Raw genomic sequence first — 12,776 nt, forward strand, 5'->3', positions numbered from 1 at the left:
CGAACTCCATCGATAATGCTAGCATGGTTAAGTTCGTCGCTGATAACAGCATCTTCTGCTCCTAATAAAGTTTCAAATAAGCCACCGTTGGCATCAAAACAAGAGGAATATAAAATGGTGTCCTCCATCCCCAAAAAATCGCTGACCGCGCTCTCTAAGTTTTTATGCACTTCTTGAGTACCGCAAATAAAACGAACGGAGGAAAGACCGAAACCCCACGTATCTATACCCTCTTTTGCCGCAGAAATTAAGTCCGGATTGTTAGATAATCCTAAATAATTGTTAGCACACATATTAAGTACTTGTTTTTTGTCTTGAGTATCTATTCTGCTACTTTGTGGTGTGGTAATGATCCGCTCTTCCTTATAAGTACCTGCTTCATTTATAGTTTCAATTTCTTGCTTTATATACTTAACAGCTGTTTTCATGATTTCCCTCCACCAACTAGATTTTAGACCAATCCAAAACAACCTTACCCGACATTCCAGAATTCATGGCTTCAAATCCTTTTTCATAATCTCGAAAATCAAATCTATGGGTTATAATACCGGAAATATCCAAACCACTTTGCAACATAGTGGTCATTTTATACCAGGTCTCAAACATTTCACGACCATAAATTCCTTTAATCGTTAAACAGCCAAAAACAACCTTATCCCAATCGATGATCGTGTTTGGTTGCTGAATACCCAGCATGGCAATCTTTCCTCCATGATACATACTCTTGACCATTTCTGCAAAAGCCTGGGGATTTCCAGACATTTCCAACCCTACATCAAACCCTTCCTTCATCCCCAATTGCTGCATAACCTCTGATAAGGTTACGTCTTTCGTATTTACCACCATAGTAGCACCCATTTTTTTGGCTAACTGTAACCGATAGTCATTAATATCAGTCACGACAACGTGGCGGGCACCAACATGCTTACAAATAGCTGCCGCCATAATGCCAATGGGACCAGCACCCGTGATCAAAACATCTTCCCCTATTAAGTCAAAGGATAGGGCCGTATGCACCGCATTTCCCAGTGGGTCAAAGCACGAGAGTATATCATCCTCAAGATCCGGACTACACCGCCAAACATTGGTGGCAGGTATTGCTAAATATTCCGCGAAGGCACCATCGCGGTTGACTCCCACACCTTTTGTGTTTTTACACAAATGCCTTTTACCCGCCAGGCAATTACGGCAGGCTCCGCAAACCAAATGACCTTCACCGGATACTCGCTCCCCAATTTCTAAGCCCAGGACATTATCCCCAATATCTGCGATCTCCCCCACAAATTCATGTCCAATAGTTATGGGTACGGGTATGGTCTTTTGGGACCAAGAATCCCAATTATATATGTGAACATCAGTACCGCAAATGGAGGTTTTCTTAATTTTTACTAAAACATCGTTATGTCCAATTTGTGGAACAGGAACCTTCTCCAGCCATAATCCTTTTTCAGCTTTGCTCTTGACCAAGGCGAACATTTCTTTATTATTCAATCTCTTCGCACCCTTTCGTTTATTTACAATAGGTAAAAGAACCATTACGTTCTCATCTCAGCGTTCAGTTTGTCCCTCCTCCTGCTTATTTAATACGTTGATAAAATCATACCACTAATTCAACCCTTTCAGTCGTAATTCTCTCGAATATTATACCAGTAAGCCTTGGAAGCACGGATCTGCACAAGTTGAATAGTTAATGTATGAAAATATAAAAGTGTCCATAAGCAAGCTGGCGGACTTTCCACTCATGGGTACGATTCCGTTGGACAGGAAGGTCGCTGAACAGGACTATCGCATGATCGTTGTTGATCCCTATCTAGTGTTCTACATCCTGGTTATGGAGGATAGTACCGTGGAAGTTCATCGTGTGCTTCACTACAAACAGGATTCCCCCCGTATCCTCTAAATTTGAGCCAGTAATTTATACCTTTCGTGTTATGGACAAACTCCGACCTTTACAGTCACTTTAGCAAATTATAATGGCTATCCAATGCTGGATAGCCATTATAATTTGCTGCCATTTCCAATTTGTTTTCCCTTCGAGGGTGTCGTAAATAACGACCCCCTCTTCGATGACTAGTATCGTAGGAGGAAGAAGAACTGGATGTTGAATCACTTCATGATAGGTCGTGAGATTTTCGACGAGGAGGATAGCTGTATCGCCGTTTTTGATATAACTCGCACCTTTCTTTTTCGCCGAATATCTTGTTTTTCCTTCCTTGAATGCCAAATCTTTCAAAAACTAGATTTTACAATACTTCCTAGCGAAATTGACGATCTATCATTTCTTAGAAATACAATCGACACCTTTGCTCTATTTCTAAACGAAGGTAAAGCGTGCGATATATTCAATAACCCATCAGAACTTAAGCCATTATAAAACTGTCGAAGATAGCTTTTATATATCCGCCTGCATAATTCCCGACCATTGAGCCGAATCCAAGTGAAAGATTCAGCAGACCAAACAGTTTGGCGGTTTTTTCCGGAGGCAGCTGCAACCAATCCTTCGGTCAGTGTAAATACTGTTTTGGCATCATGTTCGTATTAATTACCGGTTTGTACTAATATTAACGGCTCAAGTAGACTCAACTGTAGTCTCATTGACTTCCTTTGTAACATGAACTGAAGTAGATACCATCTCTCTCAACTTACACGCTGCTTTGCCCAAATCCCCGATAAGAACGCCTATTTCATCTTTACCACCTTGAGCATCAATAGCTAAATTACCTTTCCGCAAAAGCTTCGGCGACAACCATTCCTTTGGCAATCGATTGCTTAATCGAACGGATTATTAAAATAGCTAATAAAATACTAATAAGTAATTGAAATTGCTAATAAAACTAAAGAATGAGTAAATCCTGGGTCGAGGTTTGTATTGGAACAAGGTAAGAGGCAAGGTTTTTTACAATCCTTTTCATGAATGCCCTTTGACATCATTTGGAGACAGACCTTACTAATATTTTTGTTTTAGATCTCGAACTGTTTGTTGAGATTGGTTGAACTAGAGGATCTACATAAATATTATCCAGCGGCACATTGTTCTGGACGAGCCCATTTATAAGTTTGTCAGCAATTTTTAAGCGGTCATCCATGGTTTCAGGCATTCCATCATCGCTCATACAAAGTGCAACAACTTTTAAATCTGTGCCAGCAACGAGAGGAATCAACGCCTCATAGCGCGCCTTTTCCAGGGAGATAGAGTTAATCATCGCAATTCCTTTGTGCACTGACAAGGCTTCTTTTATGGCTTTTGGATCGGGGCTGTCAATGCAGCAAGGGCAATCTACGGCTTCCTGAACAGTATTGACCAGCCATCTCAGGTATTCTGGTTCCTTACCCACAAAGATACCAACGTTAACATCAATATAATTCGCCCCAGCGTCGAATTCGTCCTTAGCCACCTTTTGAATATAAGCTGCATCTTGGGCTTTGATAGCCCCTCCAATGGTCTTACGGCTTGCGTTAATTAATTCTCCTACAATTATCATAACTATTACCCTATTTTTTAGATAGTTACGGGTCTAAACCAATTCATACGTAGATATTCAAGTCAAACTTTCAATTAATTGACTATCATAACCACATTCAAGTAGATACTCAACTAACTTTCCCTGTACTTCTGTGGACAGTTCAGGCTTGCAATAACTCGCTAGAAGCTTGTCTTTCTTAGTCTTAATATTATCCATTAGCTTATCGGAAGGATCGCCGGTTACCGCCCCCCTTAAGCTGATATCAGGTAGAAATGGTTCTTTCCTAAAATGTTTCATGGTATGGTCCGAGGTCAAAAACTGCCCCGCTATGCCTATCTCTGTAATCTCATCGACTGCGAGAGTTTCGGTATTGACTTTCACACCGTTAACATAACGTTTAACCATTCCGATGATTTCTAAGTCAGCTATAAATTTCTCATAGCACATGGAGTTATAACTATCCATGATACCCGAACTTTGGAAAATAAGATTTGTTTTTGCTGAGTAGCTAGCTAGTAAGGTTAACATGCTTTCGTACCCCGCTTGCACAGACAAGGTCTTTGCATCAGTCAGGGTACCTCCGCCCCGGCAGGGAAGCCCATAGGACTTCGCCAAACGAGCAGCATATTGATAGGCTAGGGCTCCTTCAGGTGAACCTATTGCAATACTTCCTGTCTTCATGTCGGAGGTGGTTGACTGGGAACCGTAAATTACAGGCGTACCTTTGTTTATCATTTGAGCGACAGCAATACCTGCCAGTACCTCCGCATTGGCCAATGCAATTGTACCTGCAAGGGTCATCGGCGCTGTTGTCCCGGCCATTGAAGCGGCGGCAATGACTACAGGTTGCTTGTATTTATTGAACACCATCATTGTGTCCAACATGTTTGTATCAAACTGAAGCGGTGTATTTGTATTAACAATCGTCAGACATCTTGGCTTTTCCGCCAGAGAGATCTTACCACCAAACACTATTCCTAACATGTCCATCAATTGTTCGACTTCTTCAGCTGTGCCTGTACCTGTTATGATAACCTTATCGGAATAGACCATTGTTGCATAAAGCATCATAGCAATCGTTGACCGACCGATATCTGTAGGCTGAACGACGATGCCACCATTTACCTTGTAATAGCTTGACTGGTGATAAAGTTTTAGAAAATTTATGTAATCACTCATCAAAGCTGCATGTTTTGTTCCATCAACTTCGCATACGAAGGAGGAGCCTGACCCTGGGCAAACTTCAACGTGGTCACCCCCAACTACAAAATCATAGTTCGGATTTCTGGCATGCATCTTAAAATGAGTCGGGGCCTTACTGACCCAATCAATAACCTGTGCGCGAGTAAAGAAGGCAGTCTGTCCTTCAATACGGATCCTATTTTGTCGCATAATTTCTAATACTTTAGGATGATGAAACCTCATGCCTGTTTGTTCCAAAACAGCCATTGATGCTTCATGGATTTTCCTCAGATCATCGTCCATTTCGTCCAATTCAATCATGTGAGAACCCTCCAGTCCATTTATTAGGTGCAAATCACTAACCTTATATTCTATAGCGCAAGATAGGAACCTCCTAACAATGTGCCAGTGTTATTCTAATTTTGCTGACCATTTTTCAAGTTCCATGAGAATAGTTTTATCTAGTTGAGGCACTAGATGGCTCTCCATAATATTACTTATCTTTTCTTTCACTTTTCCCTTAACTTGAGATTGGTTATTGTTCTGCATATTCCGGCTAAATAAACTTGGATACCAAACTTTTTTAAAATTACTCAGAGTATGCAGGTTCGTTAGAAAATGTCCTCCAGGCCCTACTTCCATTATCACATCTAAGGCAAGTTCCTCCGTATTCACCTGAACACCTTGTATATAGTGTTTTAATCCTTCAATGATCTCATCAGCCAATACAACTAATTCTGGTGAGACGCTGTTACAGTGATCCATTACTCCAACATCATGGACAATATTGGCTTTACTAAGCATTGTAGAGAAAAGTTCCATGGTCGTTTCTGCTACTGCCTGTTCATCAAGCACTTTAGCATCTGTGCATCCTGCGGTTCCAAAGAAGGGTATACCATAATACGCTGCCAAATCGGAAGACGCTGCGACTAACAGATGAAATTCTGGTGCTCCATAACTGCCAATTGTTGAGCGCATGTCAAAAACTGAAGGCATAGAACCATAGATAAATGGAGTTCCTTCAGAAACCAACTGGGTAATAACCAAACCAGTTAATACATCGGCATTACACTGAGCTAGAGTCCCTGCAAAGCTCATGGGAGACGTTCCGCCCATCATACAATAGGGCATATATACCATCGGAATACGATTTTCTGCGCAAATATAGAGCTTTTCCGTACTCTCCTTGGGATGAGCAAGGGGTGGAATTGGATCACAAAGGTAAAAAATAAACGGCCTTTCTTGAAGGTTTTTTAATCCATCAGCCACAATAGCAGCGATCTCGATGATATCGTTCAAGGCTTCAATATTATTGGTAGAAAAATTAATGGTTTTACTGAAATGCTTAACTGTCTCCAAGAACGTGATTTGAGACTGTACTTTAGGTCTCATATCCGATGACATACCCACTGACAAAATAAAGTGAATGTTCGGTAGGTAGTCGGCCAATTTGCACATCATTGCAGTGTCTTGTCTGAGGAATTTCCGAACGTTTCCCGACAACGGATCAACGAGTTCCAATTGATCCGCATGGGTGCCAAAGTAAACTGGATTTACATTGTTAATCTTCATAGAAGGTTCACCATCACGTGTATAAAGCACCAGTTCCTTGGGGACACTTTTCAAGGCTCTTTCCACAAGACCCCTAGGAATTGTGGTCAGCCCATCGCTGGTCGTTAGAGCGCCGTTGTCTTGTAGAAGCTTAAGAGCCCTTGCCCCCTCAATTTTCATGCCCACGTTTTCCATGAGATATAGACTTGCGTCATGAAGTTGATCAAACTTCTCTTGATCGATGATGGTTAGAGACAAATTGCGTGTTGATGTATTCATTTAATTTCCTCCCTTTAGGTGGTTGCCGATTGACTGACGATCAATGAGTATTAGTCAACTCGACAACCACACCCACCCACGACACAGTAGTAGTAAAAATAGTTTTTATATACTGAGTATTTTTTTACACAGTTCAGCTGCAGATCCAGCGTCAGGTGCATACCCATCAGCACCAATTTGATCAGCAAATTCCATGGAAACAGGTGCGCCGCCAATAATAATCTTCAGTTTACCTTTTAGTCCTTCCTCCTGTAGGAGCTCAATCGTCTCTTTCATCGCAGTCATCGTTGTCGTAAGTAACGCAGATAAAGCTACAATGTCTGGGTTATGCTCTTTTACTGCCTGAACAAATTGTTCAGGTGAAATATCCACGCCGATATTAATGACCTTGAAACCGGAACTTTCTAACAGCATTCCTACTAAATTTTTGCCGATATCGTGAAGGTCACCTTTCACCGTACCTAATACTACTTTTCCAAAGCTAGGCATATCAGTTTCAGCAATCAAAGGTCTAACGATTTCGATTCCTGCGCTCATAGCCCGTGCTGACATCAGCACTTCAGGAACATACATATCCCCAGCTTTGAAACGAGTTCCAACAACACTCATGCCTGCAATTAAGCCCTGGTTAATGATTTCTAACGGGTCTATCCCTTGAGCAAGTAACGACTTGACTTGCTCCCGAATTTGGCTTTCTGCACCTTCAATTACATATTGAGCGAGATCTGTATAATTTGACATAGAGAGTACCTCCTAAATTATTAATCGTTTATCATTGCTTCATTTGGCAGTTGGTTTTAACGATTCCAATTTTGCATTCCATTTTTCGAGTTCCATGAGAATAGTTTTATCAAGTTGAGGGACCTGATGGCTCTCCATAATATTTTTGATCTTTTCCGTCACTTTTCCCCTAACTAGAGATTCGTTACTGTTCTGCATATCCCGGCTAAATAAACTCGGATACCAAACTTTTTTGAAATTACGTAGAGTATGCATGTTCGTCAGAAAATGTCCTCCAGGCCCTACTTCCTTTATCACATCTAAGGCAAGTTCCTCTGTATTTACCTGAACACCTTGTGTATAGTGTTTTAATCCTTCAATGATCTCATCAGCCAAAACAACTAATTCTGGGGAGACACTGTTACAGTGATCCATTACTCCAACATCATGGACAATGTTGGCTTTACTGATCATTGTGGAGAAAAGTTCCATGGTCGTTTCTGCTACTGCCTGTTCATCAAGCACTTTAGCATCCGTGCATCCAGCAGTTCCAAAGAAGGGTATACCATAATGCGCTGCCAAATCGGAGGACGCTGCCACTAACAAGTGAAACTCGGGTGCCCCATAACTTCCGATTGTTGTCCGCATATCAAACACTGAAGGCATAGAACCATAAATAAATGGAGTTCCTTCAGAAACCAACTGCGTAATAACCAACCCAGTTAACATATCAGCGTTACACTGAGCTAGAGTCCCTGCAAAGCTCATGGGAGAGGTTCCGCCCATCATACAATAGGGCATATATACTACTGGAATACGATTTTCCGCACTAATATAGAGCTTTTCCGTACTCTCATTAGGATGAGCAAGGGGTGGAATTGGTTCACAATAGTTGAAAATAAAGGGTTTTTCTTGAAGGTTCTTTAATCCACCAGCCACAATAGCGGCGATCTCAATAATATCCTTTAGGCCTTCAATATCATTGGTAGAAAAGTTTATAGTTTTACTGAAATGCTTAACTGTCTCCAAAAACGTAATTTGAGACTGCACTTCAGGTCTTACATCCGACGACATACCCACAGACAAGATAAAGTGGATGTTCGGCAGGTAGTCGGCCAATTTGCACATCATTGCCGTATCTTTTCTCAGGAATTTCCGAACACTTCCAGACAATGGATCAACGAGTTCCAATTGATCAGCATGTGTGCCAAAGTAAACTGGATTATCATTGTTAATCTTCATAGAAGGTTCACCATCGCGTGTATAAAGTACCAGTTCCTTAGGGACACTTTTCAAGGCTCTCTCCACCAGACCCCTGGGAATTATAGTAAGCCCTTCGCCGTTCGTTACAGCGCCGTTGTCGTGTAACAACTTAAGCGCCCGTGTACCTCCAATTTTCATGCCCACATTTTCCATCAGCTGCAAACTTGCCTCATGAATTTGATCAAACTTCTCTTGGTCGATGATGGTAAGCGACAAGTTGCGTTTCGTTGAAGTGCTCATTTATTTACCTCCCCATAAGATTTATTACAAGTTGCACTTTGTGTACTATTTAGACATGTCCATAGTAGTCACGATGCACAACCACGGAGTAAGCATAGTCCAATAATGTTCCCCAACTAAAAACCGGTAGTTCTACCTCTCTTTGAATTGCTCGAGCAAAAGGCTGCATACCTGTACATTCTAAGACGATTGCTCCGACATCCATATGTTTTTCCTTAAACTTTTTGGCAGCCTCAATCATTTGCTGCTCTGCCCTATCGTAATATGCGTTGGGGCATGCAGGCCGCTTATCAGGGTTCCATAAATTGTCGAACTCAGTACAACCATACTCATCCTGAGCCCCTCCAATAACATAATTGCTGTCACTTCTAATTCCGACATTCCCTAAATGTTCCGCATCTAGGAACTTCTTCTGGGCGCATATTATACCGACCTGTTTATTAGGCCCAATAACAAGTTGCGCAAACGGAACTTGTAATAAGCTTGACATAAATACCGGAATGTTAACTGCTGCTGCCACATCCTTCTGGAAAAAGGCAAAGTACCCACATTCTGCCGCAATCGCCCTACAACCCATCCGTTCTAACTTTTGTGCGGCATTGATCACTGCTTCTCGACATTTACCCGGATCCTTATCATAAACGAGTGTCTTGTTCGTAACACCTTCTGCAACTTCATACTGTATAGGGTATGGAAAAGCACTGGCATTGCGATTGTCACCCGGAAATCCTGGATATGCATCATTTAATAGAATCATTCCAAGCCCCATACCATAACAAACATGACTTTTCCGTGTTTTAATATGGTTAATACCCATATCCCGATTTTGTCCGAGAATCATTTTTGATACCTCCACGTGTTGATTTAAACACTACACAATTGTCAATACGGTTCGCGTTTTTAGTGAAATAAGTAACAAATTCGCTTCGGTATGCGCTCTTAAGGAGCTTTTTGTCCCTTAACTCAAATTGCAATTCTATGCTTTTTCTTTCTAAACTCTTTCGTGGAGATACCGTAACATTTCATCCTTATCCATATGACCAATGCCTAGCTAGTCACTGGCCCTTGCTCCAAGGATGCCTATTCCTTTTTAATAATGGAGTTTAGGCTATACCCGTGTACATCTTTCTTATGTGATCATCCCCTTGCAGCTGGCTGCTTGAACCCTCCATTACGATTCGCCCCTGTTCCATTACATAGGCACGATCTGCAACTGTCAAAGTTGTGTTTACATTCTGCTCTACGATTAAGACCGTAACCTTCTCTGCACTTAATTTCTTGATAGTCTCGAATACCGCGAGTACATTCTGTGGAGCTAATCCCATAGAAGGTTCATCCAGAATCAACATTTTAGGATTTGACATAATTCCCCGAGCGATGGCAAGCATCTGTCGTTCACCACCACTCATGGTGCCAGCATATTGTTTCTTTCTTTCAGCTAAACGTGGAAATAGTTCAAAGACACGATTAAAAGTTTCCTTAATGATCTTTTTATTTCGGATTGTATAAGCCCCTAATAAGAGATTTTCCATCACTGTCATTGCAGGAAATAAATTTCGCTCCTCTGGAACGAAGGCTAATCCCACTTTGGTCAATTCATGTATGGGTTTGCCTGTTATGTCTTGTCCCAGAAACATGATCTTTCCTTTTTTAACTGAGACTAGGTTCATAATGCTTTTCAGCATTGTCGTTTTCCCTGATCCATTAGGACCTAACACTGCTACAATTTCTCCTTCTCCAATATTCAGCGAAACATCCCACAATACTTGAAGGTTGCCATATGAAGCATCAATCCCACTAATTTCTAACATTTCCTTACCTCCAATCAAGCTTAATCAAGGAAATGACCTTAAATATTTTAGAGTACATATTTTGCCCCCAAGTAAGCCTCTAAAACTTTTTCGTTCTCCATAATTTCATTGGGTGTACCTTCAGCAATCTTCTCCCCAAAGCAAAGAACAGCAATTCTGTCACATACATCCATAATTAGTTTCATCAAGTGCTCAACCATGATAATAGTGGTTCCGTTCTCTCGTATTTTTCTAATCAATAGCGTTAGATCTATCAATTCCCCAGGAGTTAAACCTGCTGCTACTTCGTCTAACAAGAGAAGCTTACAGTTTGTTGCTAAAGCCCGGGCTAACTCTAATCTCTTGAGTTGTATAGTGTTCAAATTCCCAGCTAATGTATTGTGCGACAGAGGAAACTCGACAAAGTTTAGCATCTCTGTGGCCATTTCTGCTGGCTTAGAATGGGGTCGTCGATTTCCAAACACAGAACCTACCATTACATTCTCCAATACGCTCATGTTCTGGAACGAATGGACAATTTGAAATGTTCTAGCCAGCCCGGTATGACAAATTTTATCTGCTCTAAACCCCGTAATATCCTGACCTCTAAAAAAAACCTTTCCGGCTTCTGGCGGATGCACTCCCGCGATGGTATTTAGCAACGTTGTCTTCCCAGCCCCGTTAGGACCAATCAATCCGTAGATTTGCCCCTCTTCAACCTGTAGACTAACGTTATTAACTGCCTTTAATCCACCAAATCTTTTACAAACGTCCTTCGTTTTCAATATCATAGCTACCACCAGCTTCTTTATAATTTTCCATATACTTATGAGTTAGAATGGAGGAGCGTTCGATAAGTAGCATGTTACGCTCCGCCCATTCTAAACAGTAATTATTTTAGATTATCGGGAATTTTCAAGTCTGCATCTTTAAAAGCTTCAGGCCAAATTACATTGGGCTTTCCTCCAAAATACTGAACTACAGGAAACATGTAATGGTCTCCATCAATTACTGGATCGGGGAAGGTCTGCGGAGTATATTTGTATTCTTTCATTAGGATTCCATCCTTGTAACTTAATTGGCCTGTCATAACTTTTTCTTTGCCCGTTTTAAATAGATTTTCTGTAGTGATCGATCCGTAGTCTTTTTCAGTTGTTTCCAATACTTTAATCAAGAATTTAGTGTAATCATATGACATACCCGCTACAGCGGCTCCTGGTTCATATTTATACTTAGCCATAAAATCAGCTTGGAACTTTTTAGCTTCAGGTGTCGTCCATTGTGGTATTTGATCGATAACGTAATCTGATGAGTCACCAGTTAGCTTATACCATTCTCCTACCCAGCCTAATCCATCACTTGCTATCAAGCTTTTTAATCCAACTTCTCTTGATTGTTTAATGAGTGAGGAAACCGAGGAAGGATCAGACATCGTACCGGCTACCAAGGAAACATTTAAGCCTTTTAATTTATTTAACAAAGGATAAAATTCCGTCTCTCCGAGGCCCACCCATTCGGTAGCAACAACCTCCCAACCAGCCGCTTTATACTGCTCACCCAGTGCTGCACAAAATCCTCTGCCCCAATCATTATCAACACCAAACAATGCAACCTTCTTATTCTCTGGTTTCCAAATACCTTTGGTAATTGCTTCCTCCACCGCACTAACATAGCCTATACTTAACTTTTCTGGGGTAGGCCATGCCTTGCCCATCCAATAGGCATATTTTTCCGGATCAGATTTGTACTTTTGATTGACCACATCCGTCGCTCCGTATGAAAAAAAGTGAGGCATTTTATACTTAGCTGCTACTTCCATACAGGAAACAGAAACCCAACTGTGCCAATCCATAAAGCCTACTGTAATCTTGTCATTAACAATCGCACTTTCGTAAGCCCGTGCTCCTTTTTCTGCATCTGATTCACTGTCAATCCATTTGAATTCAATCGGATGTTCTCCTACTTTATTATTAATTTCACCAAAGGCCATATTTATCGAATCCTTGAATTCTTGCCCTGTCCGAGCCGCAGGTCCAGTTAAAGGTGCAATTATACCAATCTTAATAACACTGTTTGGCGCGGCTGATGCCGCTGGTGTAGTCTCACTCGATGGCTTTGCACCACCACATCCTGTCAGAGTAAGACTAAGGACTAATGCCGTCGTCAAGGCAACCACAAAATTGCGTGATTTTTTGAATAAAAATGAATTCAATTTTAAAGCCTCCCCTTGTTTTTAATTCATATTGGTTCACAATCCTAACTCATTTGCTACAGGCCTGCCCTCCTT

General features: G+C 41.3%; 12 protein-coding genes and 1 pseudogene. 1 reads left to right on the forward strand and 12 read right to left on the reverse strand.

Features of this window, described 5'->3' with window-relative positions; translation table 11 throughout:
• Together JL57_RS17720 and tdh are read right to left on the reverse strand one after the other, a co-directional pair.
• Window positions 1–428, reverse strand: a 428-nt coding sequence (locus JL57_RS17720; protein WP_034143350.1) for an aminotransferase class I/II-fold pyridoxal phosphate-dependent enzyme, incomplete at its 3' end; no start/stop codon positions are given.
• A gap of 16 nt (window positions 429–444) precedes the next feature.
• Window positions 445–1,476, reverse strand: a complete 1,032-nt coding sequence (tdh, locus tag JL57_RS17725) for an L-threonine 3-dehydrogenase (protein ID WP_034141683.1) — start codon at window positions 1,474–1,476, stop codon at window positions 445–447.
• Window positions 1,477–1,690: 214 nt separating this feature from the next.
• On the opposite strand from tdh, the gene JL57_RS17730 reads away from it, so the two are divergent.
• Entirely contained in the window at window positions 1,691–1,900 is a 210-nt protein-coding gene (locus JL57_RS17730; RefSeq protein WP_291299867.1) for a type II toxin-antitoxin system RelE/ParE family toxin, read from the forward strand.
• Between the two features lie 669 nt (window positions 1,901–2,569).
• Here JL57_RS17730 and JL57_RS34745 read toward each other — a convergent pair.
• From JL57_RS34745 to JL57_RS17780, 10 genes and pseudogenes are all read right to left on the reverse strand, one after another.
• Complete coding sequence (locus JL57_RS34745; protein WP_291299866.1) at window positions 2,570–2,731, reverse strand: hypothetical protein; 162 nt, start codon at window positions 2,729–2,731, stop codon at window positions 2,570–2,572.
• Window positions 2,732–2,969: 238 nt separating this feature from the next.
• Window positions 2,970–3,482 (reverse strand): annotated as a pseudogene (locus JL57_RS17740) (dihydropteroate synthase); the annotation flags it as partial.
• Between the two features lie 57 nt (window positions 3,483–3,539).
• Window positions 3,540–4,967: a trimethylamine methyltransferase family protein gene (locus tag JL57_RS17745; protein ID WP_034141661.1), complete on the reverse strand. Its 1,428-nt coding sequence runs from the start codon at window positions 4,965–4,967 to the stop codon at window positions 3,540–3,542.
• A 90-nt stretch (window positions 4,968–5,057) separates the two neighbouring features.
• A complete protein-coding gene (locus tag JL57_RS17750) occupies window positions 5,058–6,476 on the reverse strand; it encodes a trimethylamine methyltransferase family protein (protein WP_034143351.1) in 1,419 nt (472 codons plus the stop codon).
• Between the two features lie 105 nt (window positions 6,477–6,581).
• Window positions 6,582–7,217 (reverse strand): B12-binding domain-containing protein, encoded by a 636-nt coding sequence (locus JL57_RS17755; RefSeq protein WP_034143352.1) that lies wholly within the window; start codon window positions 7,215–7,217, stop codon window positions 6,582–6,584.
• A gap of 39 nt (window positions 7,218–7,256) precedes the next feature.
• Window positions 7,257–8,699: a trimethylamine methyltransferase family protein gene (locus JL57_RS17760; protein ID WP_034143353.1), complete on the reverse strand. Its 1,443-nt coding sequence runs from the start codon at window positions 8,697–8,699 to the stop codon at window positions 7,257–7,259.
• Between the two features lie 49 nt (window positions 8,700–8,748).
• Window positions 8,749–9,540 (reverse strand): aspartate/glutamate racemase family protein, encoded by a 792-nt coding sequence (locus JL57_RS17765; protein WP_034143354.1) that lies wholly within the window; start codon window positions 9,538–9,540, stop codon window positions 8,749–8,751.
• A gap of 262 nt (window positions 9,541–9,802) precedes the next feature.
• Window positions 9,803–10,510, reverse strand: a complete 708-nt coding sequence (locus tag JL57_RS17770) for an ABC transporter ATP-binding protein (RefSeq protein ID WP_034143355.1) — start codon at window positions 10,508–10,510, stop codon at window positions 9,803–9,805.
• A 47-nt stretch (window positions 10,511–10,557) separates the two neighbouring features.
• A complete protein-coding gene (locus JL57_RS17775) occupies window positions 10,558–11,280 on the reverse strand; it encodes an ABC transporter ATP-binding protein (RefSeq protein WP_034143356.1) in 723 nt (240 codons plus the stop codon).
• 101 nt (window positions 11,281–11,381) lie between these two features.
• A complete protein-coding gene (locus JL57_RS17780; RefSeq protein ID WP_291300232.1) occupies window positions 11,382–12,701 on the reverse strand; it encodes an ABC transporter substrate-binding protein in 1,320 nt (439 codons plus the stop codon).
• Between the last annotated feature and the right edge of the window lie 75 nt (window positions 12,702–12,776).

The sequence above is a fragment of the Desulfosporosinus sp. BICA1-9 genome, from assembly GCF_000802135.1.

Bases quoted from the DNA above. Each gene is read 5' to 3' on its own strand.
- tdh (WP_034141683.1), bottom strand. From the start codon at position 1,476: ATGTTCGCCTTGGTCAAGAGCAAAGCTGAAAAAGGATTATGGCTGGAG.
- JL57_RS17730 (WP_291299867.1), top strand. From the start codon at position 1,691: ATGTATGAAAATATAAAAGTGTCCATAAGCAAGCTGGCGGACTTTCCA.
- JL57_RS17745 (WP_034141661.1), bottom strand. From the start codon at position 4,967: ATGATTGAATTGGACGAAATGGACGATGATCTGAGGAAAATCCATGAA.
- JL57_RS17750 (WP_034143351.1), bottom strand. From the start codon at position 6,476: ATGAATACATCAACACGCAATTTGTCTCTAACCATCATCGATCAAGAG.
- JL57_RS17755 (WP_034143352.1), bottom strand. From the start codon at position 7,217: ATGTCAAATTATACAGATCTCGCTCAATATGTAATTGAAGGTGCAGAA.
- JL57_RS17760 (WP_034143353.1), bottom strand. From the start codon at position 8,699: ATGAGCACTTCAACGAAACGCAACTTGTCGCTTACCATCATCGACCAA.
- JL57_RS17765 (WP_034143354.1), bottom strand. From the start codon at position 9,540: ATGATTCTCGGACAAAATCGGGATATGGGTATTAACCATATTAAAACA.
- JL57_RS17770 (WP_034143355.1), bottom strand. From the start codon at position 10,510: ATGTTAGAAATTAGTGGGATTGATGCTTCATATGGCAACCTTCAAGTA.
- JL57_RS17775 (WP_034143356.1), bottom strand. From the start codon at position 11,280: ATGATATTGAAAACGAAGGACGTTTGTAAAAGATTTGGTGGATTAAAG.